The sequence below is a fragment of the Paenibacillus vietnamensis genome, assembly GCF_020169515.1.
In the GTDB taxonomy this organism is placed as follows: domain Bacteria; phylum Bacillota; class Bacilli; order Paenibacillales; family Paenibacillaceae; genus Pristimantibacillus; species Pristimantibacillus vietnamensis.
This window is the reverse complement of record NZ_JAHMHW010000001.1, coordinates 558,432-578,539: the sequence shown is the minus strand read 5'-3', so window position 1 is coordinate 578,539 and position 20,108 is coordinate 558,432. Positions and strand designations below refer to the sequence as shown.

The 20,108-nt window shown below is 51.2% G+C and carries 24 protein-coding genes and 4 tRNA genes; 8 read left to right on the top strand and 20 right to left on the bottom strand.

Translation table 11 applies throughout. From position 1 onward, the window contains the following. The first annotated feature begins 33 nt into the window (after positions 1 to 33). Positions 34 to 696, top strand: coding sequence for a TetR/AcrR family transcriptional regulator (locus KP806_RS02435; RefSeq protein WP_224721951.1), 663 nt, complete (start codon positions 34 to 36; stop codon positions 694 to 696). A 71-nt stretch (positions 697 to 767) separates the two neighbouring features. Here KP806_RS02435 and KP806_RS02430 read toward each other — a convergent pair whose 3' ends face one another. Further along, entirely contained in the window at positions 768 to 1,961 is a 1,194-nt protein-coding gene (locus KP806_RS02430) for an MFS transporter (protein ID WP_224721950.1), read from the bottom strand. Positions 1,962 to 2,137: 176 nt separating this feature from the next. On the opposite strand from KP806_RS02430, the gene KP806_RS02425 reads away from it, so the two are divergent. Beyond that, positions 2,138 to 3,607, top strand: coding sequence for an aminotransferase class I/II-fold pyridoxal phosphate-dependent enzyme (locus tag KP806_RS02425; RefSeq protein ID WP_224721949.1), 1,470 nt, complete (start codon positions 2,138 to 2,140; stop codon positions 3,605 to 3,607). Between the two features lie 130 nt (positions 3,608 to 3,737). Further along, on the top strand, positions 3,738 to 4,154 hold the full coding sequence (locus KP806_RS02420) for a DUF1885 family protein (protein ID WP_224721948.1): 417 nt from the start codon (positions 3,738 to 3,740) through the stop codon (positions 4,152 to 4,154). 64 nt (positions 4,155 to 4,218) lie between these two features. Here KP806_RS02420 and KP806_RS02415 read toward each other — a convergent pair whose 3' ends face one another. The 3 genes from KP806_RS02415 to KP806_RS02405 form a co-directional block, all read right to left on the bottom strand. Beyond that, the gene (locus tag KP806_RS02415; RefSeq protein WP_224721947.1) at positions 4,219 to 4,527 is read right to left on the bottom strand and encodes a DUF1292 domain-containing protein; all 309 of its coding nucleotides are present in this window, start codon (positions 4,525 to 4,527) and stop codon (positions 4,219 to 4,221) included. 116 nt (positions 4,528 to 4,643) lie between these two features. Next, positions 4,644 to 5,207 (bottom strand): stalk domain-containing protein, encoded by a 564-nt coding sequence (locus tag KP806_RS02410; RefSeq protein WP_224721946.1) that lies wholly within the window; start codon positions 5,205 to 5,207, stop codon positions 4,644 to 4,646. A gap of 156 nt (positions 5,208 to 5,363) precedes the next feature. Continuing rightward, positions 5,364 to 5,567, bottom strand: a complete 204-nt coding sequence (locus tag KP806_RS02405) for a hypothetical protein (RefSeq protein ID WP_224721945.1) — start codon at positions 5,565 to 5,567, stop codon at positions 5,364 to 5,366. Positions 5,568 to 5,689: 122 nt separating this feature from the next. Between KP806_RS02405 and KP806_RS02400 the strand changes: the two genes are divergently transcribed. Further along, positions 5,690 to 6,415 carry an MBL fold metallo-hydrolase gene (locus KP806_RS02400; RefSeq protein ID WP_224721944.1) on the top strand — a complete coding sequence of 242 codons (726 nt, stop codon included), beginning with the start codon at positions 5,690 to 5,692 and terminating at the stop codon, positions 6,413 to 6,415. Positions 6,416 to 6,483: 68 nt separating this feature from the next. Here the strand turns inward: KP806_RS02400 and KP806_RS02395 are convergent, their stop codons facing one another. The 3 genes from KP806_RS02395 to KP806_RS02385 form a co-directional block, all read right to left on the bottom strand. After that, complete coding sequence (locus tag KP806_RS02395; protein ID WP_224721943.1) at positions 6,484 to 6,735, bottom strand: DUF3892 domain-containing protein; 252 nt, start codon at positions 6,733 to 6,735, stop codon at positions 6,484 to 6,486. Positions 6,736 to 6,847: 112 nt separating this feature from the next. Next, positions 6,848 to 7,015: a hypothetical protein gene (locus KP806_RS02390; RefSeq protein ID WP_224721942.1), complete on the bottom strand. Its 168-nt coding sequence runs from the start codon at positions 7,013 to 7,015 to the stop codon at positions 6,848 to 6,850. Between the two features lie 506 nt (positions 7,016 to 7,521). Continuing rightward, positions 7,522 to 7,803, bottom strand: coding sequence for a hypothetical protein (locus KP806_RS02385; protein WP_224721941.1), 282 nt, complete (start codon positions 7,801 to 7,803; stop codon positions 7,522 to 7,524). A gap of 214 nt (positions 7,804 to 8,017) precedes the next feature. On the opposite strand from KP806_RS02385, the gene KP806_RS02380 reads away from it, so the two are divergent. Continuing rightward, positions 8,018 to 8,212: a DUF2524 domain-containing protein gene (locus KP806_RS02380; RefSeq protein WP_224721940.1), complete on the top strand. Its 195-nt coding sequence runs from the start codon at positions 8,018 to 8,020 to the stop codon at positions 8,210 to 8,212. A gap of 277 nt (positions 8,213 to 8,489) precedes the next feature. Further along, the gene (locus KP806_RS02375) at positions 8,490 to 8,657 is read left to right on the top strand and encodes an aspartyl-phosphate phosphatase Spo0E family protein (protein ID WP_224721939.1); all 168 of its coding nucleotides are present in this window, start codon (positions 8,490 to 8,492) and stop codon (positions 8,655 to 8,657) included. Positions 8,658 to 8,664: 7 nt separating this feature from the next. On the opposite strand, the gene KP806_RS02370 is transcribed toward KP806_RS02375, so the two are convergent. Together KP806_RS02370 and KP806_RS02365 are read right to left on the bottom strand one after the other, a co-directional pair. Further along, positions 8,665 to 9,021: a hypothetical protein gene (locus tag KP806_RS02370; RefSeq protein ID WP_224721938.1), complete on the bottom strand. Its 357-nt coding sequence runs from the start codon at positions 9,019 to 9,021 to the stop codon at positions 8,665 to 8,667. 75 nt (positions 9,022 to 9,096) lie between these two features. Then, positions 9,097 to 9,172: transfer RNA gene (locus KP806_RS02365), tRNA-Val, on the bottom strand. Between the two features lie 174 nt (positions 9,173 to 9,346). Here KP806_RS02365 and KP806_RS02360 point away from each other — a divergent pair. After that, the gene (locus tag KP806_RS02360; RefSeq protein WP_224721937.1) at positions 9,347 to 10,303 is read left to right on the top strand and encodes an S-layer homology domain-containing protein; all 957 of its coding nucleotides are present in this window, start codon (positions 9,347 to 9,349) and stop codon (positions 10,301 to 10,303) included. 57 nt (positions 10,304 to 10,360) lie between these two features. Here KP806_RS02360 and KP806_RS02355 read toward each other — a convergent pair whose 3' ends face one another. The 6 genes from KP806_RS02355 to KP806_RS02330 form a co-directional block, all read right to left on the bottom strand. Next, the gene (locus KP806_RS02355; protein ID WP_224721936.1) at positions 10,361 to 11,059 is read right to left on the bottom strand and encodes a uracil-DNA glycosylase; all 699 of its coding nucleotides are present in this window, start codon (positions 11,057 to 11,059) and stop codon (positions 10,361 to 10,363) included. 138 nt (positions 11,060 to 11,197) lie between these two features. After that, positions 11,198 to 11,473, bottom strand: a complete 276-nt coding sequence (locus KP806_RS02350; RefSeq protein WP_224721935.1) for a hypothetical protein — start codon at positions 11,471 to 11,473, stop codon at positions 11,198 to 11,200. Between the two features lie 229 nt (positions 11,474 to 11,702). Beyond that, positions 11,703 to 11,788, bottom strand: a tRNA-Leu gene (locus KP806_RS02345). Between the two features lie 21 nt (positions 11,789 to 11,809). Next, positions 11,810 to 11,886: transfer RNA gene (locus tag KP806_RS02340), tRNA-Ile, on the bottom strand. 37 nt (positions 11,887 to 11,923) lie between these two features. Further along, a tRNA-Met gene (locus KP806_RS02335) sits at positions 11,924 to 12,000 on the bottom strand. Between the two features lie 109 nt (positions 12,001 to 12,109). Further along, positions 12,110 to 12,274 (bottom strand): hypothetical protein, encoded by a 165-nt coding sequence (locus KP806_RS02330; protein WP_224721934.1) that lies wholly within the window; start codon positions 12,272 to 12,274, stop codon positions 12,110 to 12,112. A 155-nt stretch (positions 12,275 to 12,429) separates the two neighbouring features. On the opposite strand from KP806_RS02330, the gene KP806_RS02325 reads away from it, so the two are divergent. Then, positions 12,430 to 12,942, top strand: coding sequence for a 2'-5' RNA ligase family protein (locus tag KP806_RS02325; RefSeq protein WP_224721933.1), 513 nt, complete (start codon positions 12,430 to 12,432; stop codon positions 12,940 to 12,942). 70 nt (positions 12,943 to 13,012) lie between these two features. Here KP806_RS02325 and KP806_RS02320 read toward each other — a convergent pair whose 3' ends face one another. Genes KP806_RS02320 through KP806_RS02300 form a run of 5 tightly spaced genes read right to left on the bottom strand, consistent with a single transcriptional unit; the run spans position 13,013 to position 20,105 of the window. Further along, positions 13,013 to 14,509, bottom strand: a complete 1,497-nt coding sequence (locus KP806_RS02320; RefSeq protein ID WP_224721932.1) for an ABC transporter substrate-binding protein — start codon at positions 14,507 to 14,509, stop codon at positions 13,013 to 13,015. A 4-nt stretch (positions 14,510 to 14,513) separates the two neighbouring features. Further along, positions 14,514 to 15,401: an ABC transporter ATP-binding protein gene (locus KP806_RS02315; RefSeq protein WP_224722413.1), complete on the bottom strand. Its 888-nt coding sequence runs from the start codon at positions 15,399 to 15,401 to the stop codon at positions 14,514 to 14,516. Positions 15,402 to 15,406: 5 nt separating this feature from the next. Next, a complete protein-coding gene (locus KP806_RS02310) occupies positions 15,407 to 18,313 on the bottom strand; it encodes an FtsX-like permease family protein (protein ID WP_224721931.1) in 2,907 nt (968 codons plus the stop codon). A 3-nt stretch (positions 18,314 to 18,316) separates the two neighbouring features. After that, positions 18,317 to 19,390 carry an efflux RND transporter periplasmic adaptor subunit gene (locus KP806_RS02305; RefSeq protein ID WP_224721930.1) on the bottom strand — a complete coding sequence of 358 codons (1,074 nt, stop codon included), beginning with the start codon at positions 19,388 to 19,390 and terminating at the stop codon, positions 18,317 to 18,319. After that, on the bottom strand, positions 19,356 to 20,105 hold the full coding sequence (locus tag KP806_RS02300; protein WP_224721929.1) for an ABC transporter ATP-binding protein: 750 nt from the start codon (positions 20,103 to 20,105) through the stop codon (positions 19,356 to 19,358). Before KP806_RS02300 ends, KP806_RS02305 begins: the two co-directional genes overlap by 35 nt. Positions 20,106 to 20,108 lie beyond the last annotated feature (3 nt).

Genomic DNA, 20,108 nt, shown 5'->3' with positions numbered 1-20,108 from the left:
AGCGGAACGGTATTTATCGAAGGAGTGTCAATCATGCAAGAACCGGTGGATCAATGGCTGCAGGAGCTGCTCAAGCTGGACGGGGAAGAGCAGAAAATGACGGAAAAGCAGCTGAAAATCGTGCAGGCGGCTTCCGAGGTGTTCGCTCAAAAAGGCTTTGCCGCCGCTTCGACAAGCGAAATCGCCACCCGTGCCGGCGTAGCGGAAGGAACGATCTTCCGTCATTACAAAACAAAAAAGGACCTGCTTCTCTCTATCGTAGCGCCGGTCATGGCCAAGCTTGTAGCCCCGTTCGTCCTGCGCGATTTTAACAAGGTGCTGGACAGCAGCTACGACAGCTTCGATCAGCTGCTCAGGGCGATCATTGAGAATCGGATCGCGTTTCTGGAGCGGCATATGCAGGTGTTCAAAATTTTTGTTCAGGAAATCCCGTTTCACCCCGATCTGCAGGAGCAGTTCCAGAAGCTGATTTTGAACAAGGTGATGGAGAAAATGAATGTCAACATCGTGAAGTTTCAGCAGAGCGGAACTTTGGTGGATTGGTCCCCGAACACGGTCATCCGGTTAACCGCATCCGCCGTGATGGGGTATGTGCTGAGCCGCACCTTCGTCTCCGGCCGTGCCGACACGGCATGGGATGATGAGAAGGAGCGGGAAGCGACGATCGCCTTTATTATGAAGGGGCTGGCACCGTAAGCCGGTCCGCGGAGTCCCTGCATGGAATAACAAAAAGCCCTTCATCCGAACTTGCGGATGAAGGGCTTTAGTTATTTCGCCGGGGCAGTGCCGGCTTCCGGCAAGCTTTGTTTATCCAGCTGCCGGAAGCGTAAAAGCAGAAGAACGGCTGCAAGGCATAACAGGCCGCCAAGCAAATACGGCAGTCCCAGCTCGATGGTAAAGAAAAAGGAGCCGAGCAGCGGTCCGGCCACACGTCCAAGACTGTCCATTGAGGAGCTAAGACCGGAGGCTACGCCCTGCCCTACCGTCGTTTTCTGCGTAATCAGCGAGGTCACGCAAGGCCGAATCAACGAATTGCCGATTCCGAACACGGCCAGCGACAGCGTTGCCCACCAGAGGGAATGTGCCGCGAGCAGAAGAAAGAAGCCTAGAGCGGAGATGATAAGTCCCGCTGCAATATATTTCGGCTCCTCCCCCTTCTGTATTCTTCTGCGGACAAAACCTCCCTGCACGAGTGCGCCGACCAAGCCGCATACGAAAAACATGATGCCGACCTGGAACGGAGTCACCTCGAAGCGGCGGATTCCGAAAAATTGCAGCGTCGCCTCGAGGCCCGCAAGCGTGAACGTAACCAGGAAAGCAAGCACATACAAATATTTAAGAGGCCCTCTGAATGCCGTCCAGCGCGATACTTTTTTCTCTGTGCCCGCTTTCCTTTGCTCAGGCGTAAGCGACTCCTTCAGCTTCGCAAAGGCAAGCACAAACGTGATCAGCGCCAGTACCGAAGCCGCAAAAAAAGGCGTCTCCAGCGTAATGACGCTCAGCATGCCGCCGAAGCCGGGACCGATCGTAAAGCCCAAGCCGATCGACATGCCGACAAGCCCCATCCCTTTCGTGCGCTGCTCAGGCGGCGTAATATCCGCGACATATGCAACGATAACCGATGCCACCGCCCCGGAAAACAACCCGCCGAGCACCCTCGACAAATACATGAGCCCGAGATGGCCGGAGGATAAGCCGAACAATAAAAAGCTCGCCGCAAAACCCAGTACGCCAACCAAGATGATCGGCCTTCTCCCGAACCTGTCGGACATTCCGCCCCACAGCGGAGACAGGATAAAGGCCACCAGGGAGTAGATCGCAAGCATTCTTCCGGTATGTATTTCGGCATTCGCTGGATCCGTCGCAAGTATAATTTCCGGCATAACCGGAATGATAATTCCAAACCCGATAAATGTTGTCATTAATATCGCCATTACGATAATCATACGTTTATCCTTCATGCTGTCATCCCTCCACCAACCTATGTTACCATAATCAATTATCGCTCATGTATGAACAATTGAAGAACAAATCCGGAATTGCCCGCCGCACACGAAAATGACGCTTGCAATCCCCCCTGTATTTGCTATACTCAACTTTGTTTGTAACCTCTTAATGAAAGGCAGGGATGAAAGCGATGGATCATAACAAAACCCCGCTCTTCAGCGCGCTTCGCCGTCATGCGGAGCAGGATCCCGTACAATTTCACATTCCCGGACATAAAAAAGGATTGGGCAGCGATGCGGAATTCCGCGAATTCATCGGAGACAACGCACTGTCCATCGACTTGATCAATATAGCTCCGCTGGACGACCTCCACCAACCGACCGGCGTGATCGAAGAAGCGCAAAAGCTCGCCGCAGACGCCTTCGGCGCGGACTATACGTACTTTTCCGTCCAGGGGACAAGCGGCGCGATTATGACCATGATCTTGACCGTCTGCGCCTCGGGCGACAAAATCATCGTGCCGCGCAACGTCCACAAATCCGTATTGGCCGCCATTATTTTCGCAGGCGCACGTCCGGTATTCATTTCCCCGGCGCGCGACGGCAATCTGGGCATCGACCACGGCATTACGACGCGTTCCGTCCGCAAAGCTCTGGAGCGCCATCCGGATGCTAAAGCCGTACTTGTGATCAACCCGACTTATTACGGCATCTGCACCAATCTTAAAGAAATCGTCGACCTTGTGCACAGCTACGATATTCCGGTCCTGGTAGATGAAGCGCACGGCGTGCTCATCCATTTCCATGAGAAGCTGCCGATGTCAGCGATGCAGGCCGGCGCAGACATGGCTGCAACGAGCGTACATAAGCTTGGCGGCTCCATGACTCAGAGCTCCGTGCTGAACGTCCGCAAAGGCAGAGTCAATCCTCACCGGATTCAGACGGTAATCAGCATGCTGACGACGACCTCTACCTCCTATATTTTGCTTGCTTCGCTGGATACGTCCAGGCGCAATCTGGCGCTCCATGGACATGCCTTGGCCGAGCAAGCCATCGGACTTGCCCAGTACGCGCGGCAGCAAATCAACGAAATTCCGGGTCTCGAGTGCTTCGGGGAAAATATTCTTGGTACCGAAGCCACCTACGACTACGATCCGACCAAGGTGTCGATCCATATCCGCCATCTCGGGATTACCGGATACGAAACGGAAAACTGGCTGCGCGACAACTATAATATAGAAATTGAAATGAGCGATATGTATAACATTCTGTGCTTAGTAACCCCCGGAGATACGTCCGAATCGGTCGGAAAATTGTTAACGGCGCTTCGCGGATTGTCTGAAGCCTTCTACGAAGGCGCGGAATCGCGCGAGCTTGTCGTCAAGATTCCGGACATCCCGCAGCTGTCGCTGACTCCGCGCGACGCTTTCTACGGTGAAACGGAAACGATTCCGTTCAAGGAATCGGCAGGCCGTATTATTGCGGAATTCATCTACGTTTATCCGCCGGGCATTCCAATTTTGCTGCCGGGTGAGGTTATCTCTCAGAAAAATATTGACTACATCGTCGAACACGTCGAAGTAGGTCTGCCTGTTAAAGGGCCCGAGGACCGCAGCATCGAGTTCGTGAAAGTTATCGTCGAAGAAACGGCCATCTCTTAATCGGTCGAACGCCGCCAATGGTGGAAGCGTTACGCTTCCACCATTGGCGTTTTTTTGGGTTCCCTAGCCAAGCTGCTCGTATTGTCAACCGTATTCCCGCATGCTATGATGTTGGCAGAGGTGAGATGCCATGAGTCAAAGCGCTTACATAAAGCTCGTACAAGGATCTGCGGTCGAAAGTATGACGCTGGAGGAAGCCCGAAACAAGCTTGCGCATTACCGGGAGCAATTCGCCTTAACCGGCGAACAGCTGGACTGGAATTATGCCGAGGCGGCCTTTCCTTATACGTTTGAATCCAGGCAGGATGACCGGTGGTTTTATTTAAAAGGGATTAATCCATTATACAAGCATATCATTTTTGGTATTTCCGAGACGGCAAGCGCAGCCGGCTCTCCCGTTCCCTGCATCCAGGTCGTGCTGCCGGACGAAGCGACTCACGGCGACAAAGCGAAGGCGAACGAGCTTTGCAAGTATTTGGCGAAGCAGCTGAAGGCGGAGCTTACCATGTTTAACGGGCGCACGATCTATTACAATCCACGGAAATAGAAAAAAAGATCCGCAGGCCTCAAAAGCCCTGCAGATCTTTTTTTGTTTGCACAACGGATATCAATTACTTGCCTTCGCTCTCCGTGCGTGCAATTTCCTCGTAAATAGCTGTGACGCGATCCCACTCGGCATCATCCTCGATGCCTACCAGGAAGGACTCGTCCCCTTCTTCCTCGATGCGGAAAATGACGCCGTCCGCCTCAGGATCATTGCGGTCCAGCAGTACCGCGTAAACGTTGTTTTCGGATTCAAACGTATAAACCATGACCATTTCACGTTCCTGGCCCTCGTCGTCAGTCACGATAAACACATGCTCCTCATGCTCGTGGTCATGACCACAGCCGCAATCGTCTCCATGTTGGTGTTCACTCATGATATTACCCCATTTCGATTGTATATACAGACTATTGTATCGTACCACGACAGCTTATAAGCGTCAAACCGAACGCCCCTTCCGGTACGGAAGGGGCGTTCGGTTGACTAGCCGGTTTAGCGGGAGGAAATAAGCTTCTCGGAAACGACCGTCCACTCATCGGAACCTCTCGGCTTGAGAGAGAATCGAATGGCATATTTACCGCTGGATTCGAACTTATAGTCGATAGGATCGGTCGCATACCAGAAATTGTCGCTTTTCGGACTCACGGATTCGGACTGGATTACCTTTTCCCTGCCTGCAGGATCAAAGATCGATACTTTTACCGCGGCGATATCCGTCTTCAGGTTGTCGATCTGGGAAAACACCTTGAAGCTTCCCTGATACCCTTTGTCTACGTTGCCGAACACCTTATTATCCTGAAACAGGAACATATGAACATTGGGTTTAACCACCGTCGCCGTTTTCGTTTGATTGTCCCATTCAATGACCGCGTGAAGAGCATTGGCCAGCTGCCTTACCGGCAAATAGGTCCGTCCGTCTTCGATGAGTCCTCCGTCATCCTGATCGATTCCGTTAATAATGACACGCACCCGCTGTGAGGCCGCATCGGCGAACATCATCGTGCCGCTCCATAGAGAAAGCACCAGCAGCAGTACTGCAACTTTTTTGAATTTCATGGCTGTAAACCTCCATCAAAATTGCCTGGATGTATGGTTATACTCACCGATCCTCGCAAAGTTGCGCTAATGCGGAAACTTTTTTGCGGCACAAGACTTCGAGCGAGGTTGTCAAAACGTGGTGAAAGCTGCGCTTGCCTGGGAAATATACGGGTATTACCCGAACGTTCTGGTCAGTACGCATGGAACGCCTTTGCCGATCGCACCGGGCTGTCTCATCCGTGCCAGATAACTCATTCCCCGAGTGCAGGGCGTTTTACATACTGCGCATGTATCCGACAGAACAAGCTTATAGTGTGCCTGCCTGCGGTCGGTCACTGCTTTCTTTTTTTTCGCCGATTTCCCTTTTCCTTTGACCATGCCCTGATCTCCTCCAATATAGACTACTGCATTGTATGTAGGAGAAGGCGGAATTGATCTGCAATTGTCAGGAAGACTCGATATTTGGTACAGTTAGAATGGAAACAAAAGGAGGTAGCGTTATGCAAATCCGGATGATCGGAACAGGAAGCGCTTTTGCGAAGAAATACGATAACAATAACGCCTTGCTGGAAACTGACGGCTTTCGTTTGCTGATTGACTGCGGCATCACTCTGCCGAAGGCTTTGCATCAAATGGGCTTGTCCTTCTCCGAGCTGGACGCAGTGCTGATCAGCCATATTCATGGGGACCACGTAGGCGGATTAGAGGAATTGGCCTTTCAGATGATGTTTAAGTATAACCGGAAGCCCGTGCTTTATATTGCGGAAAAGTTGACCGGGCCTCTATGGGAGCATACTCTCAAAGGCGGTCTTTCCCAAGGTCCTTTGAACAGGCTTGAGCACTTTTTCGACGTTCGTCCGCTTGAAGCGGACAAAGAAGTCGAGCTAGCCCCCGGCCTGCAGGTGAAGCTTATTCAAACAAAGCACATTCCTGACAAGCCGAGCTATTCCTTCATTTTTAACCGGCGCTTCTTTTATTCGGCCGATATGTGCTTCGACGGCCGCTTGCTGCAGGAGCTAGTCGACCAAGGCATCAGCACCATCTACCACGACTGCCAGCTTGAGACTCCTGGTGTGGTTCATGCCACGCTGGAAGAGCTTATGACGCTCCCGGAGGCCGTTCAAAAGAAAACCTGGCTTATGCATTACGGCGATGCTATCGAACAATACGAAGGCAAAACGGGCTTCATGCGCATCGTCAGGCAGCATGAATCGTATCAAGTATAGCGGATTACAAAAATAAGAGCGCCCCTATACCGGGACGCTCTAATTTGTTGTGTCAGATTGAACAAGCCTCAAAATAGAGGCAGATTGTCCAAATTGTTTGTCGGATCTCCGTCGGCGTCCCCGCGAATATGCAGCTCGCCGTCTCTGCCTTTAAAAGCGTTCACGCCGGCGATCTGCCCGGCTTGTACCTCCTGAAGCGCCGTTGCGTAATCAAGGACGCGCCCTTGCTCGGTTTTGAATGCCGTTAAATCGCCGTCCCCGTTTTTTTGCACCGCTACGATCCGGTCCCTGCTTGCTTGTCCTCCGTTTTGAACGTCCATGGAAATGGCTCCTTTCATTCAAAAGCTATGTTTCTCAGCGCTTATGATGCCCATTCCCGCAAAAAAAATCCGGTGTACCGCGTCAGCTGGCGGCGTCAACCGGATTTTTGGTCTATTTGCGTTTATCCATCAGGGATTCGAGCTTCTTGCCCCATACGAACCGCTCGTCATAGGCCTGCGTATCGTATTTCACGAACCTCGCAACCGAACCGACAACAATCCCGATAATCCCAAACATTCCTAATAACCAAACAAGGAAAAATGCAAACTGCACAGCCACGGAAACCGCCTCCTGAACGTTTTACCGTATAACTATGCAAGGAATCTTGTGTTTAGTATTCGTTGTGAACCTCTCCACCACCTAAACGCTAACGCGCTATAGATGGAGCTTCCATTATCTTAAATATGGTACTACACGAGCTGTGGAACCTGTGAAACAGATTCCTGCGCCTTTTGTAGACTAATTAATGAAGACAATGTTAATTGAGTCCTTTTTGCCAATTCAGGAGCTTTTGCCTGAAGAAACAACCATTTCTTTTCAGAAGTGGATTTTTGTATTTCTCGTATGAAATAACGAGTGCCAATATTATACGAGGCGTTTAGGTCGGCATGATCCTTTTTTCCGGTTGTGAACGTGCAAAGGTCCTTGCGATCACTGCGAACAATTTCGCCGCTACCGTCGAAAGCAAGAGCGCAACGAGGGTGCTTTTTTCTTGAAGAGCAGACCTTGAGAAAAAGCAATCTCTTTTTCATTTTTCCAATTTTGTAGATTGGAACGATACCTTTTTACAATACCAAAAGCTTCAGCGATTGTACTTCTACGAAGGTACGATGGGTATTTGTAAAACAATCATTTTTATATTTTGGGTTGGTGTTCGTCTTTGTAAAATGAATGAATGATTCCACTGCTGGCACCAACGATTTCATTGATAAATGACCAATAGAATCGAATTCTTGGTCAATGACATTAATTATAAAACTAAGTGCTTCGTTAAAAATTTCGATAGTTTTACCGAAAATTTTACTGTGATTTTTAATTTTATATTCTAATGTTTTGACCACTTCCACAAGGAATCACCTCCCAATATTTACTACCATTATAACAGAAACATATGTTCGATTAAAGGGTATCGTAAATTAATTTTTGCGACTCCCCCTCCGTACGTAGTTTGGAAAGGGAATGCAACGCTAATATTTGTTCAAAAAAATGAATATCCACAGGCTTAAAGTTCAAACTAATGGATGCCATTCCAAGCACAACTTAACCATCAGGAGGAATATGATGCTGAACAACATTGAGAGCGATTATAATTGTGCGAATGCTTCTACGGATTTGCCCAGTCTGCTGCAGGAATTAACCCAGCTCGAAGCCGCGGCGCAAGGAAGCCTCTCCGAACAGGAGCAGCAGCAATTAAACCGGCTGCGTAATCAGATTCATTTCATCCGCAATAAATGTGACATTCCGCACGAATCTTAGGCGGCCTGTTAACTTCCTGACGCCTTCTGCCGATAATGGAGGTAGGGGCGCCGCCCGCCATTTAGGACAGCATATCGATATCAGGGCATAACGGACAAACCCCAGGCGCTGAACGAGCCTGGGGTCATCTGTCCTAATGATGTTTCATTGGCTTGAAATACGTGTAGTAATTCACAAGCAGCCGAAAGCTAACACAAAACTAATGGATGCTTGAAACTAATCTAACACCCGAAGCATATTCTTAAATGAAAGTATCAATTCATCGGAGGGATTAAAGATGCAAACCTGCAGCCGCAGCCTGAAGCAGCAAATTGAAGAGGTCAGAGCCGAGATGGTCCGAGTGATGAACGGATGCAACAGCTTTACCGATCTTGCAGTCGTTGCTATCAGCCAGAAGCTCGACTCCCTCTTGAACGATTATGCCTTATTAACGGCCAACAAATAATATGAATTTATTTAAACACATAAAATTCGATCGCATTGCTCTCATCCTTTAACGCGGCAAAACAAAACTGGAGTCCTGCCGGCACCCATTCCTCCTGCACCTCGGGCAGCGAAAAGTCAAGCTCCAGGACGGCGCTGTCCCAAACCTCGATCGCATCCTCCCTGCCGGACTCATTAATAAAAGAAATGCTGAAGATCATCGGATCCGTCTCGTCGTCATAATATTCCGTTACTTCAAAGCCCGTAAACCGGCTGACGACAAGCTTATAATCCACATCGTTCTGCAGATGGATCAAACCAGGCTTGTCCTTTAGCTTATTTATTTCTTCGGCAAATCGGTTAAAGGTTTCGTTAGAAAAGGTCATGTTCGGCTCTCCTGCTTTCTATGTTAATAAAACAAAAGAACCCTTGTTGTACAAGGGTTCAGGTCGTTTGTATTATGGTGATCTGGACAGGGTTCGAACCTGTGACCCCTACCCTGTCAAGATAGTGCTCTCCCAGCTGAGCTACCAGATCATGTTAGTTACTAGCGACAAGTATTAATATATCAGGAACCTGAGCATTCGTCAACACTTTCTCTGAATTTTTTTTAAAGAAAATGATTTGCCGCGTAAACTTTGCTGCAACTATTTGGTTTAGAGGTTCGTCAAATAAAGTGCTGCAGCAAATTACAGAAGAGGTGATTTGAGTATGAAGAAGAAATCCGTTATCATACTGGCTTTGGTGGCGATGATGCTGTTTACGCTCGGACAAACCGTATTGGCGTTTTCAGACGTAAAAAATGATGTGAACGGACAAAAGATTGAAGAGCTCAAAAAGCTCGGCATACTTAAGGGCAATCCGCATGACGGCAAGTACAATCCGAAGGGCAAGCTGACGTACGCCGAAGGCGTGTCCTTGATCGTGAAAGGCCTCGAGCTTAATCTGGACCATGTAAGATTTATTAAAGCGCCGAAAGCGACCGATTACTTCCCGAATGTCAAAGACGATGCGTGGTATTCGGATGCTTTCATCGTTGCCGGCTTCTACGGCCTCGGCCTGCCGAAGACGATTAAAGCGAACGACATCATGACTCGCGAACAATTCGGCCATTCCCTCTTTCAAGCGATTTTGACGAAGGGCGACTATGCATTCATCGAGCTGTTCATAGAAATTAAAGATCAGGATGAAGTGAACAGCGACTACATGGACAGCATTCAGAAGCTGCTGATCAGCAAAATCGCGGAGCTGGACAGCTCAGGCAAGTTTTATCCGAAAAAAGCGGTAACCCGGAGCACGGCTGCAGGCTGGATCTATAACGCAATTCAGTTCGTCAAAGAGACGGAGCCTGTTACGCCTCAGCCGGAGCAGCCGGTATTCGATCTGAAGCTTAACGTTACTCCCGTTAATGCTGAAGTGAACAAAGTAACCGTCAGCGCGCAGGTGCCTCACCCGGGATACGGGATCCGTATCGCCTCCATCAGCTTTGAAGGGAATCAAGCGGTCATCCATGTCGAGACGGTGCTTCCCGACCCGGATCGTATGTATCCGCAAGTCATTACGGAAGTGAAAGCGACCGCTTATGTGGATTCCGCTTATAAAGCCGTGCTCGCTGCACAATCTGGCTCCAGCGATGCTTCCGTCGGAACCGGCGTTTCTGCCGAATAAAAAATAAAGGTTTCTCCCCAGCTGCGGTCTAACAACCAACCGGGGAGAAGCCTTTTTTTATAATCGATCGGATGATGGCGATACAGGCAAGCACCAGTCAATCGGCCCGCTCCCTATGCTGTCCAGAAAGGCATTCGTCCTTGAGAATGGTTTGCTTCCAAAAAAGCCTTTACGGGCCGCAAACGGGCTGGGATGAGGCGAGATCATGATATGATGCTTGTTAGAATCAATCACTGATGCCTTCTGCTCGGCATGTTTTCCCCATAGAATAAAAACAACCGGACGCTCCCGATCGTTTAGCGCCCCGATTATCGCATCCGTCAGACGCTCCCAGCCTAAGCCTTGATGAGACCCCGGCTGTCCTTCCTCGACGGTCAGCACGGTATTCAGCAGCAGCACCCCCTGCTTCGCCCAATGCTCCAAGCAGCCATGCTCCGGTACCGGACATCCAATATCTTCACGAAGCTCCTTGTATATATTCTTTAATGACGGCGGCGGCTTGATTCCCGGTTGAACGGAAAAGCTGAGGCCATGCGCCTGCTTCGGTCCGTGATAAGGATCCTGGCCCAGGATGACAACCTTCGTTTGATCATAAGAAGTATAATTCAGGGCGTTAAATAGATCCTCCTTGCAAGGATAAACCGTTTCCGAACGGTATTTCTGTTCCAGCACGGAGCGAAGCTTCAGCATGTAGGGCGCCGACAGCTCCGGCTCCAGGCGCTTGGACCAGTCATTGGTCAACGTTATCGTCAGCATCTGAAGCTCCTTTAAAACTATTAAAGTCGTTTTATCGTAAACTAAAGCGACTTCATTTTACTAGGGTTACGAAAATAATGCAAACAAAGAGCCTGCGGAGTCATCCGAAGGCCCGGTTAAGTCCTTATAGTTAACTGATTACTGAAGGGGATTGTTCTGATAGGTCAATGCGTTCGCTTGCGCCTGCTGCAGCTTTTGCTGCGCGAGCTGAACGTCCTGCTGCTCTTTCCTGACCTGCTGCTGGTCCTGCAGCACGTGCTGGATATCCGTTTGCAGCTGCTGCTCCGCTCCCAGTAACTCTTGTTTTTCGATCTGCAGCAGCTGATGGGCTTTCTGCACCTCTTGCTGCGCCTCGAGGAGCTTATGGTTTTCTTGTACGTTAGCAGCGATCTGCTGCAAATTGCGATTTAACATCGAGCAAACCTCCGATCCCAATATGTTTTAGCTCCGATTTAACCATAATTATCGTGCGCTTCAGCACCGCTTTATATTCGTCAATCGGCTGTTCCAAATTTTAAATATACCGCCTTACCTCAACAAAGAAACTCCTTTCTCAGATCCGGTAATCCAGACTGTGAAAGGAGTTTCTTCTAGAGTTATGTATTACGTGAAAACCGTTGTAAGTCTCAAGGTTTTCGAAGTATGCCGAGGACGGGAATCGAACCCGTACGGTGGTCACCCACCGCAGGATTTTAAGTCCTGTGCGTCTGCCAGTTCCGCCACCCCGGCATGTTGGGAAAGTCTTGCAAATGGTGGGCCCTGAGGGACTTGAACCCCCGACCAATCGGTTATGAGCCGACCGCTCTAACCAACTGAGCTAAGGGCCCTTAGAAAACGTCTCATTTAACGTTATCTTCGAAAGGTTGGTTGCGGGGGCAGGATTTGAACCTGCGGCCTTCGGGTTATGAGCCCGACGAGCTACCGGGCTGCTCCACCCCGCGACGATTACCATTTGTCTTCAAAACCTTCTTGAAATGGCGACATAAAATAATATACTATACTCTCACGAATTAAGTCAAGCAAAAAATTCTAATATTATTTTAACCTTTATTACGGGAGATACCGCACACCGTACCGCCCTTTCTTCGAACGAAACACTTCTACCTCCCGCGGGCAATCGTAGCCGTAAACCCACCAATCGTTTTCCATCCTTCTGACCAGGCACCCAGCCTGAAATTTCGTTTCGTACAGTCTGACCCAGTACACCCATTTCATTCGAATCCCCCCTGTTGTGCTTTCTAAGATGCCTATCCGCTTGTAACGCTTAGAATACCCCAATTTCGGATATTACAAGCGTATTTGGATGCGCTTCTTATTATTGCCGAAAATCGGGTATACTCAAGTTAGGCCATATGAAGGAGCTGATATTTATGTTATTCGGAATAGCCGTTTTCCCGGAGAAGCATGTGCAGGACCTTGCCAACAGCTGGCGCAAGCGCCATGATCCGCATTACTGCTTGATACCAGCACATATGACAATCCGGGAAGCGGAAGAATGGTCCGATGCCCGGCTGCAGCTCGCCATCGGGCATTTGGAGCAGGTGACAATGGGGCTCGCTCCGTTCGCGATCCGCTACAACCGGGTTTCCTCCTTCTACCCCGTCAATCATGTCCTCTATTTGGCTCTCGAGGACGCGGCACCCGTGCAGAAGCTCCACGAAAGCATTTGCAGCGGCCCGCTTACGGTGGTAAACCCGACCTATGTATTCACGCCGCATTTGACGATCGGGCAGCAGATGTCCGCAGACGAGCTTCACGACCAATATGGAAATTTGCGTATGCAAGCGTTTGACATCGTGACAAAGGTGGATCGGATTCATTTGCTGTATCAAGTGGAGAACGGCTCTTGGACGACTCATCAGACCTTCCTGCTGAGAGGTTAACGCTTGCCACGACGTCAAAAAACCTGCAGGCATCTTTGCGGATACCTGCAGGTTTTTTTATTCTACATCATCAAAGCGGCCTCGGTATGCCTACACCGCCGCCCATTTCTCCGTTCGGATTCGTTTTCAGCTTTTCCAGAACGGCGTTGCCTTGCGTTTCCCATTCGGCGAGCGCTTCGCCGGCTTCCTTCTTGCCTTCCAGCACCTCCTGGAAGAGCTGGTAAGCGGGATTCTGCGCTTCGTAGATGCCCGGCTTTTCACGATAAATCTTTTCGTTGTCCACACTGGAAGGAGTAAGCGGCTTAAGCGTCGTGAACGCGTCCATATTATACTGCAAGCCGCCGATCGGCTTCAAAAACTCCTTGCGGGCGACCATTTCGTACATGCTTCTGGATTTAAGCTTCGCCCATTCCTTGCTATTCGTAAATTTAATGAAATCCCAAGCATCCTTGTCGTTTTGCGCTTTGGCGTTAATGCCCATCAGCTGGCTCAGGTAGATGCTGCCGCCCGTTTCCGGATCGTTCGGGTTCACCGGAACCGTGACGACATCCCAATCGACCGGTACAAAATCTTTGATCTTCGAAGCGTTATCGGCAGCCCGCTTCAATTCGTTAATATAGCCGTATTCGCCGATCGTCATCGCCACTTTGCCTTTAATGAACATATCTCCGTAGAAAGGATCGCCGGCACCGCCTTCGGAAGCCATCTTCTCATTCAGGGTCTGAATATATTTTTGAGTCGGCACAATCTCATCTTTATGCAGAGAGGCAACAGTGCTCCATACCTCTTTCCATTGGTCGCTGTTCACGAGCATTTTCTCGCCTTTGTCATCCCACATTTTCAGCTGCAGCGCCGAGCTGTAGTTTTGGACGTCGCTGTAGCCGTCATAGCTCCATCGGTTGAACGAGAAGCCGAACGTGCGGTCTTCGCCTTCGCCGCCGGTAACTTGGCGCGCCAGATTGAACACGTCCTGCCATTCCATTTTGTCCGTTGGCGGGGAGATGCCTTTGTCGGCAAATATTTTTTTATTATAGAAAAGTGCGGAGGAGCCGAACGTCGGCGTCAATGCGAATAAATTGCCGTCGCCTGCCGATTTGATGCCGTCAATGACCGTTGGAACGTAATCGCTCAGATCAAATTTATCCTGAGTGATGAGCGGATCCAGCTGCTTGAGCAAGTTATCCTGGGTCAGCCGCCGCAGCTGATTGTAATCAAAAACAAGCACGTCAACCGGATTTTGTCCGGTAAGCATTTCCTTCAGCTTCTCGTAAGGATCAGGCTGCTGGACCGGCTTGCCCGGCTCCGGCTGATCGTACCGCTGGTCGTCATAGTTGATCGCGTTTACGATTTCAAATTCGATATTTTGATGCATCATCTCATACGTATCGGTATATTGCTGCCGGTAGTAGGATTCCATATCGGCGGACCCGGAAACAAATCCGATCCGCAAAACCCTGGTTTCCTCCGATTCGCTGGAACCGCCGCTGCATGCGGCCAGCAAGCCGCCCATCAGCGTAAGCGAAAGTCCAACCATCGTAAATTTTCGTAATCCTCGTGAACTGTTCATCTCACTAACCCCCCATTGATTTTGGCGAAGTAATAATAATCCGCTCCCCGTCAAACTCCATCGTCGCTTTGTCTTTAATGTTAAGAGCCGACAAATATTCCTTGGGCACTTGCAAACGTCCGGCGCGATCGACGACTACAAAGGCTTCATGCACCGCCTGTAAACCTGCCGCCGCCGGAAGCACCGCCTCACCTCCATCTGGAATCATATTCGGATTTCGTTTAATAAATTCAGTGCTCGTCAAACCATCCCGGATTGCCACAACCCGGTCAACCTTGCCGGCCAGTGTCAGGTCATGCGTAACGATGACGATCGTGATACCGATTTCCCGGTTAAGTCGGCGGAAGATGCTCATAATCAGATCCGAAGTGGCCGTGTCTACGGAGCCGGTAGGCTCGTCGGCAAGAAGCAGCATCGGCCGGTTCGACAACGAAATCGCAATCGCCACGCGCTGCTGCTCCCCGCCCGAAAGCTGATACAGCTTGTTGTGCATGCGGTCCTCAAGGCCGACCCACTCCAGCAGCTGCTTGGCGTATGTCCTATCTACCTTCCCTGACAGCATCATCGGCATTTCTACGTTTTCGAGTGCTGATAAATACGGCAGCAGGTTTCGGGCGTTATTTTGCCAAATAAAGCCTACCGTTTCGCGTTTGTAACGCACCAGCTCCTCTTCGGTTATTTTGAGCAGGTCCCATGGGCCTACCTTCACCTGGCCGGCCGAAGGCCGGTCGAGTCCGCCCAGCGTATTCAGCAGCGTTGATTTGCCGCTTCCGCTGTTGCCGATAATGGCCATCATCTCGCCCTCTTCGACCTTCAAGTTCAGCCCTTGAAGCGCGACGACCTCGAGATCGTCGGTTTTGTATATTTTCACTAGCCCTTCGCAATCAATCATCGCCGTCATCGCTCTTCTCCCATCTTGACCGCTTGGTGCACCCTTAGCCTGCGGATATGCAGGTACAGCAGCACCGCCCCAATCAGCATCATAAATCCGACAACGTAGAACAGCTGGTTCGTATCGCTTGCCTCGAACACGACCCGGAAAGGCGGCACCGTCTCCGCCACGTTCTCCGTTGTCTGAAGAAACGGAAGGAAGAGCAGACTTACCGCTTTGCCGATCAAAATGCCGAGCCCGATCGCAAGCCCTGCCGTAAACAGCTGCTCCAGCAGCAGCATTCCGGTCAGCTGTTTGCGGGATAGGCCCATCGCGCGCAAGACGCCGAATTGGACGACGCGTCCGGAAAGATTAAAAAACCAGAACAGGATATAGCCGGCAAGCGTAATGATCACCGATACCAGGAAGCCTAAGCTTAAAATACCGAAAACGCCGCCGCGTGTCGGATGTTTGGCCTGCACGATCAGTTCGTTCCTCACATCGGTAACGGACGCGAGCTCGATACCGGCCTTCTGAAGCTCATTCACGATTGGAGCCACCTTCGCGTCCGGCATCATCTTCAGCCATACCTCATACGGCATGAGCGGAAGCTGATCGTAAATGTAGTCCAGGTTCGCAATAATAAACGGCGCTTTATCCGGGTATTGTGTCGGCCAGTAAGGCAAAATGCCGACGATCGTGAATTCGAGCATGCCTTCGGAGAAGCCTACCGAAATGCTGTCGCCAAGCTTAAGCTGGTTTTTCTCCGCCACCTTCGAAGGGATAACTGCGGCATGCTCGGCATATCCCAAATTATTCAAATAATAAAAGGGATGGACAGGATATAAATCTTCCCTGAACCAGGCAACTTTGGAAAAGTCGACATTGTCGATGCCCATTACCGTACCCTGGCCAATCGATTTGCCCGAGACGACGACATTGCCCTTCGTTTGCAGGACACGGGCGGCCGCTTCGACTCCTTCCAGCGATCTGAACAGCTCGAACGGCGGCTCGTTGTACAATATTCGCGTCGGCACCGTCTGGCCGCCTTCGCCGCCGCCCGTACCGCCGCCACCGCCGCCCGAGCCGTTGCCTCCGCCACCTTCACCGCCGCCTCCGCCCTGGCCGCCGCCTGTTCCTCCGCCTCCCGGCGTCGTCACGACTTCCGCAGTTCCTTCCCATACCGTCTGAATCGTCACGTCGGTTCCGAATTTATATAGAACCCGTTCGGTGGAGTTCAGATCGATTGTTCTTGCGGCCGAAGCGTTATAAATGCCGAGTCCCAGCGTCAGTACCAGCAAAATCATAAGCGGATAATAGCCCTTCGACGATCTAGACAACTGGGTCAGCGTCAAATAAATCGGCACTGGCAAAAACTTGCGGCCGAGCCAGTTAAACAGCCGGAGAAACCACGGAAACAGCCGCAGGAAAAACAGGCCAAGCGCAAAGATCGCTAATGCGGGCACAAAAAACAGGAACGGCTGGACGTTAAGCTGATCGGTCGTCATGCCTGTCTTGAAGGTGAGCATTTGCCGCTCGTTAAACAAATACCAGCCATAGCCGGACACGCCCAGCAGCAGAACGTCCAAATACCAGCGCTGCCAATTCGGCTTTTTGTCAGACCGCGCAAGCTCCTGCTTATAGCTGACAATCGACGATCTGGCATATATGACGGCCGGTATGACGGTTGCCAGCACGGCAAGCAATACCGCCGCGCCGCCCGCAATCATCGCTTCCGTCGAAAAGCCTACCGGTATCGATTTCCGGTTGACAAATGAAAGGAAGCCGTCGGCGGAGCCGATGCTCTTCGCCATAAACCAGCCGAGAAACGGGCCGATCGCCAAAGCTGCGCCGCCAAGAATAAGCCCTTCCAGCAAATACATCCAAATAATTTGCCGCGTACCGGCGCCTCTGCTTCGCAGCACCGCGATATCGCTGCGCTGCTTGTCGAGCGACTGTCTCGCATTCATGGCGATAAAGTAAAACACCATCGCGAGCATAGGGGCAGCCAGCGTGAACAGCAGCGTCTGCAGCTGCAGGCTTTGCTTTTTGAATTCCGCAAGCGTAGTCGCAAACGAAATTTCCACGCGAGTGTCCTTCAAGCGCTGATAAAGCTCAATATTAAGGCGCTCCAACGTCCTGCCCAGCGGCGTCAATTGGCTCGTTTGAATGTCCGATAAGTCGAAAGCATAATACCAGCCGGCATTGTGCAGCGGTATGCCTTTCTTCCCAAGCAAGGCTTTGCCGAACGCTTCTTCGCTCACCTGAAACGTGTTCAGCAGCCCTTCCATGCCTTGATACCAGTAAGCGCTCGTATCGCTGAGCGGCGTTACGGCTCCGACGATTTTGACTCTTAACGTAAGATCAAGCCCGCCGTATATCGGATATTCGAAAACGTCGCCGATATGTATGTCATTACGGTACATCGCTTCTTCGAACATGACCGCTTCCAGAAGCTCGCCGTCCCCTTCGGCATTAACGAACCATCTGCCCTGCGCAAGCTCGGTATTCTCCTCCAGCCCGGTCATGGACATCAGCGTCATTTGCCGTGTGCGGCCGGCATCGATTTTCGACGGATCCTCAGGTACAACCTCGGCGCTTCGGATAGAATAGCTGCGAACGTACGTATCGAAGGGAAAACCGATATCCTTCGGGATTCCTTCCTTGATATACTGCTCGAGCCCGTTTAAAGCCGCGACATCCGTTTTTCCTCCCGCTGGTGTTTGGTACCTCATGAGCAAGGAGCCTGCCGGCAGCCCGGTGCTTTTCTGCTGCAGCGAGTCGGCCACTACTCTCTTCAAGGCTCCGTCGGCATACATCGGAATGCTGGTTGCGAAAGCGACCGCCAGCGTCAAGCCCGCAAGCGTGCTGAGCGTCAGCCACCGCGTATTCCACATTTTGCGGAATAAGAAACGAAACAATGGAATTCCCATAGGCTATTTACCTACGACTTTCTGCCCCGGCTTCAGCCCCTGCAGGATTTCCACCTGTGTCGAGGTCTGCTGGCCGACTTCAACGTCCACTTCGCGCTTCCCGTTCTCATCAATCACCTGAACGTAGGTGCGCGAGCCGATGTTGCGTAAGGTTGAAGGCGGAATGACAATGGCATCCTTCGTCCGTTTCGTAATAATATTCAGCGAAAGCGGCGTACCGCGGTGCAAATCCTTGGGCAAATCCTTCAGCTCGACGATCATAAAATCCTCCGGCCGTTCGGGCTTCGTTCCTCCCGGCTGTTCACCGTTCCCGCCGCCGTTATTTTGTTCGTCCGCCTTAATCGGAAGCTGCTTCACCTTTCCGTTGAAGGTACCCGCGCTGTTCAGATTGACGACAACCTCCATGCCGACGGCTATCTTCTCGAGCTCCGTCTTGCTAAGCTTTGCCGCCGGCACGAATTGGCTCGTATCCGCGACGATCGCGATTGGATCATAAGCTTTGATCAGGTCGCCCTTCTGTACATTAAGCGAGACGATCGTTCCGCCGAACGGCGCGGTCAGCTCGGCTTTGCCGATCTCCTCTTCCATGTCGGCAAGCTTCTGCCTGCGTTCCTCGAACGCGATCGATTTCTCTTCGAATTCGATCGGATCCATCTCGTCCCGGGCACGAAGCGTTTCTTTCATCGCGATCTCTTCCTTCTTGAACGCCAGCCGTTCCAGCCGCAGCGCCTTGACATTCTCGTCTACGTCGAGCTCGCCGATGATCTGCCCGGCTTTGACGGTGTCCCCCGCCTTTACGTACAACTCTTTCAAATGCTTGCCGTCAAGGGTGAAAAACATCGTTTCCTCTTTCATCGAGATCAGCTTGCCGATGACCTGCACCTTCGTCTCCAGCGTAGCGGTCGTCACCTCATACTCGGGTTTCTTGGAGATTTGCGGCGGATTGATTTCCGGCAGCACTTCCTCTTCCTGTTCGGCCGGGAGCAGCGAGCAGCCGCTGGTGAGTACGACCGTTGCGCTCAGCATGGCGATCATCGACCGTTTAAATAAATTTCCCGTCCACCATTTCATAGACATGGTCGGCAACCTCCAAAATCGTAGGATCATGTGTAGTCATACAGATTGTGACTTGTTCGGTGCGGATAATGTTTTGAAAGACTGCCATTATTTGCGCGGACATAGCCGTATCCAGCTCTGCCGTCGGTTCGTCAGCCAGCAGCAGCATCGGCTTATGGGCGATCGCCTTTGCGATAGCGACACGCTGCTGCTCGCCCCCGGACAGCTCAAAGGGCCGATGGTGCATCCTCTTCTCAAGCCCTACCAGCTCCAGGCAGTGAGCGACACGCTCCTTCCATAACGAGCGGGCCGTTCCCGCCATTCGAAGGGATAACTCTACGTTCTCCCAAGCGGAAAGCAGCGGCATCAATGCAAATGCTTGAAATATAAATCCCATATCCTTCCGCCGGATCAGCGTCCGCTCGTCGTCACTCATTTGATGGAAAGGCAGTCCGTTAAAAATAATCTCGCCTTTGCTAGGCGTATCAAGGCCTCCCAAGCAGTTAAGAAGCGTCGTTTTGCCCGAGCCCGATCGTCCCCTGAGCATAACCAGCTGTCTCTCTTGAAGCTCCATCTGAATCCCTTTTAATACATGCAGCTGCGTTCCGCCCGTCTGGAAGATGCGCTCTACGCCATTTACAGCCAGCAGATTGCGATTTCCTTCAGAGGGCTGAAGCTGAGACGTCAGCTGTTGTTCGGTATCGTCAATAGGCCCGGTTTCCTGTTGAAAGGCCATCCC